The 3,677-nt window shown below is 75.1% G+C and carries 6 protein-coding genes; 2 read left to right on the top strand and 4 right to left on the bottom strand.

What is annotated here, in order from left to right:
• Positions 1–160: 160 nt before the first annotated feature.
• From AB0O00_RS32530 to AB0O00_RS32540, 3 genes are all read right to left on the bottom strand, one after another.
• Positions 161–784, bottom strand: coding sequence for a hypothetical protein (locus AB0O00_RS32530; protein ID WP_363657933.1), 624 nt, complete (start codon positions 782–784; stop codon positions 161–163).
• 68 nt (positions 785–852) lie between these two features.
• Entirely contained in the window at positions 853–1,365 is a 513-nt protein-coding gene (locus AB0O00_RS32535) for a DUF1990 domain-containing protein (protein WP_363657935.1), read from the bottom strand.
• 11 nt (positions 1,366–1,376) lie between these two features.
• Complete coding sequence (locus AB0O00_RS32540; RefSeq protein WP_363657925.1) at positions 1,377–2,270, bottom strand: YndJ family protein; 894 nt, start codon at positions 2,268–2,270, stop codon at positions 1,377–1,379.
• Positions 2,271–2,506: 236 nt separating this feature from the next.
• Between AB0O00_RS32540 and AB0O00_RS32545 the strand changes: the two genes are divergently transcribed.
• Positions 2,507–2,776 (top strand): DUF1876 domain-containing protein, encoded by a 270-nt coding sequence (locus AB0O00_RS32545; RefSeq protein ID WP_363657927.1) that lies wholly within the window; start codon positions 2,507–2,509, stop codon positions 2,774–2,776.
• Positions 2,773–2,991, top strand: coding sequence for a hypothetical protein (locus AB0O00_RS32550; protein WP_363657929.1), 219 nt, complete (start codon positions 2,773–2,775; stop codon positions 2,989–2,991). Before AB0O00_RS32545 ends, AB0O00_RS32550 begins: the two co-directional genes overlap by 4 nt.
• Positions 2,992–3,067: 76 nt before the next feature.
• On the opposite strand, the gene AB0O00_RS32555 is transcribed toward AB0O00_RS32550, so the two are convergent.
• The gene (locus AB0O00_RS32555; protein ID WP_363657931.1) at positions 3,068–3,508 is read right to left on the bottom strand and encodes a PPOX class F420-dependent oxidoreductase; all 441 of its coding nucleotides are present in this window, start codon (positions 3,506–3,508) and stop codon (positions 3,068–3,070) included.
• Between the last annotated feature and the right edge of the window lie 169 nt (positions 3,509–3,677).

The following is a 3,677-nucleotide window of genomic DNA, read 5'->3' on the forward strand; positions in this document are numbered from 1 at the left end:
CCAACGCCGCCCCGCCCGCCCTCCGGGCGGACGACGGGAGTTTGGAGACGGGCCCACTGGCGCGAAGCAGGTGACGCAGGTGCGCAGGGCGGCGTGCCGCCGCCGGGCGGTGAGCCGGGTGTCGAGCACGAGGGCGCGGTGGGTGTGGAAGCTGGTCACGCTACTCGTCCTCGAGCGCCAGGTCAGGGATCCGTGCGAGTGCGGCGGCGATCCCGGCCGCGTGCTCGGGGAGCTGCTGCTCGGCCCAGCGTCCGGCCAGCGCGACGAAGTCGCGGAGGTCCTGCTCGGCGCGCGCGACCAGGGTGCGGAGTTCGTCGACGCGCACCTCGATGACCGGGCTGTCCGCCTTGAGACCCAGGTCGACGGTCAGCCGGACGACGTCGCCGAGGCGCTGGGCCAGCGGCGTCGGGCCGTGGCCGAACCCACCGGTGCCCTCGCCGTCGAGCACCTCCAGCCACTCGCGCCACTCGTCGAGGCCGTTGCAGCAGCCCGGGTCGAAGACGGCCCCGGTGGCGGTGTCGGTGACCCGGAAGCCGCCGGGGGCGTACGGGTACGGGCCGGTGAGCAGCCCGAACAGGAACGCGCCGACCGGGTCGGCCGATGCGTCCGGCTCCGGTGCGTCGTCGTCCCGGGGCGTGGTGCCGTCGGCGATGCTCGCGATCGCCGTGCCGATGTCGGCGGGCGCCGTGTCGCCGTTCACGACGATGAATTCGTAGGGCGTGAACGTGCCGATGGGCCACAGGTCGAAGTCGTCGAGGGCGGCGGTTTCCAGCACGGGCTGCATCAGGATCACACCGGGATGATGACGAATCGGCGGCCCGTGGTGCCACGGCTTTTCGACGCGAACGACCGTCACCCGGCGTCGGCGGCGATGTGCGCCAGCACCCGCCCGCACCGCCGGGCGAAGGCCTGCTGGGCGAGCGGCAGGATCGGCCCGGCGAGGCGGGCGTACAGGGCCACCGGCCGGCTGAACGCGGTGACGGTGAACCAGACCGCCTTGTCCGGCCCCATCTCCACCCGGAACGTCTCCTCGCCGCCGGCCAGGTGGCCGGCCCGGGTGCCGTAGGTGAGGCCGTAGCGGTCGGGGCCGGTCTCGGTGCGCAGGACCCGGTTCGGGGCGCCGGCGCGCAGCGGGCCGATGCCGATCGCGCACCGCACGGCCAGGCCGGGCGCGGCCTCCTCGGCGTCCGCGTCGATCCGCACGCCGGCCAGGCGGTGCATGCGCCAGCCGAGGATGGCGGCGCCGGCCACCTCCAGGGCGGCCCGGCCGTAGCCGATCCGTACCCGGTGGGTCACGTGGTTGTAGCCGTCGGGCAGTTGGCCGGTGGCGCTGGCGCCGGTTTCGGGGTAGCTGAGGTCGTTCACGAGGTCCTCGTTCATCGGTGGGTCGGCAGCGGCAGGTCGGCCGGGTGCGAGAGGTCGGTGCGGATCGCCGGCGGGGTCTCCGCCCGCAGCCGCCGCCAGGCGAGCAGCGAGCAGAGGGCGAAGCCGAGCGCGTTGCCGACGCCGTGGGTGGCGGCCATCCAGGTGAGGGTGGGGTGGGGCAGGCCGGAGGCCTGGCCGAGGGCCCACCAGAGGGCGAGCAGCATGGTGAGCGCGAGCACCGCCGAGGACACCGCGAGCAGCCGGGCGGTGACCGGGTCGGCCGTGCGGGGCCGCAGTTCGCGCCAGGTGAGGAGGCCGACCAGCCACATGCCGGTGGTGAGCACGACGGCGCCGGCGAACTGCACCCAGGTGCCGAGGAAGTAGCCGGCGAGCACCAGCAGGGTGCCCGCCGGCACGCTGAGCGCGGCGGCGCGGGCCGCCGCGGAGTCCGGCGCGGCGGCCTGGCAGACGAGCCCGGCGACCAGGGCGGCGGTGAACCCGGCGAAGTGGAAGTGCGGGACGGTCAGCGTCAGGACGTGCGGCTCGAAGCCGAACAGCGGGTACCCGGCGCGCTCGGCGACCAGGGCCGTCGCGGCCACCGACGGCGTGCCGAGCGCCATGAGGACGGCGACCTCGCGCGGGGCGAGCGAGCGCGTGCGGGCCAGGCGCAGCGGCGCGTGGGCGGCGACGGCGAGCGTGCCGAGCAGGTACAGCGCGGCGCACCCGGCCGCGAACGCGCCGCGCGGCAGCCAGAGCGAGAGCGCCCCGGGGACGGCGGCGAGCGGCCAGAGCCGGCGGACGCGGGCGAGCCCGGGCCCGCCGATCAGGCCGAGGCCGAGCGGGACCACCGCGCCCATGCCGAGCAGGATCAGCAGGTCGACCAGCTCGGTCGTGCCCTTCCCCATCCCGGACGACCCCGTCCCGGACGCCCCCATCGCGGACAACGCCATCCCGGACGACCCCAGCGCGGACAACCCCATCCCGGACAACCGAGCACCTCCTTGAACGCGTTCAAACCGATCGCTGCCACGACTCTACGCGGCCGAGTTGAACGCGTTCAACTCACCCCCGTCCCGGCTGGCCTGGTGCGGACGCCGGGTGCGGCGCACTCTGGAGGAGTAACCGATGGAGGTGATCCGCCATGCAGACTCTGGTCGGTTGGCACATCGAGATGGAGTTCCGCGAGGAGGGCCCGCGGACGACCGCCGCCGCCCTGCTCCGGCTGCGCGACGGCAGTGAACTGCGCGCGCACGGCTACAGCAGCCGCCACCCTTCGGACCCGGAACAGCTGCGGGTCGGCGAGGAGATCGCCGGCGCCCGCGCGCTCAACGACCTCGCCTCGCAGCTCCTCACCAAGGCGCACGCCGAGATCCAGGACGTCAGCCCGGTCCCGACCCACCCGCTGACGTGACCGGGCCCGGCGGTCCGGGCGCCCGGAACCACGCGCGTGAGGGCGAACGGGATCCGAACCGGCCGCGCATCCCGCTGATCTGCCCGCGCTGCGGGCACGAGCAGCGGGTGGTGCCGGGCGGTCCGGAGCGGGCGGTCAGGGTCGTGCACGTGGCGACCGGCCGCGAGGCGTGCGAGCCCGGGGACCTGGCCCGGGCACCGGACGAGGGCGACTGAACCCGGCCCGGCCCGCGTACCCCTCCCGCGGGTTACTCGGCATGCCCGGCCGGCGTCGGTTCTGGCAGTGCGTCCTTCAGTTCGGGCAGTACGTCGTCGGCAGCTGCCACTCCGGCCCGACCAGCCGCTGCTCCGGCTCGTCGATCGTGATCCGGATCCCCACCGTGCCGGCCAGCCCGACGCGGAAGCGGCTGCGGGCCAGTACGAGCAGCGCCGTGAGGCCGTACTTGTTGATGAGCGAGACGCGGTAGCGTGCCGTCGCATCCTCGTCGCAGACCCGCGCCCGGGCCGGGATCCGGCGGCCGGTCGGGCGACCGTGGGCGTCGCAGGAGCCGACCAGCACCTTGGAGTGGCGGCGGATCCGCTCGGCCGCGCCGGAGTGGGCCGGGGTCCAGATGCCGAGGGCGGGGCCGTCGGCGACCACCCAGATCTGCGAGTCCTCCCGGGTGCCGTCGTCGCCGAAGGTGGTGAGCAGGAGGTACCTGCTGTCGGCGAGCGGCTCGCTGCGGTCGTGCACGACGTCCTCCCTCTGGCGTGGGGGGCCGGGTCCGTGCCGGGACGGCCCTCGGGGATCTCGTGGTACTCGTCATTCTCGTCGATCTGGGCCGCCGCTACGAGGGGGCGGGGGCCGCCCGTGTGTCGCCCGTTCCCGAACGGCGAGCGGCCCGCCCGGTGTCGGGAGACAC

Source organism: Kitasatospora sp. NPDC093558, assembly GCF_040683475.1.
Taxonomy (GTDB): domain Bacteria; phylum Actinomycetota; class Actinomycetes; order Streptomycetales; family Streptomycetaceae; genus Kitasatospora.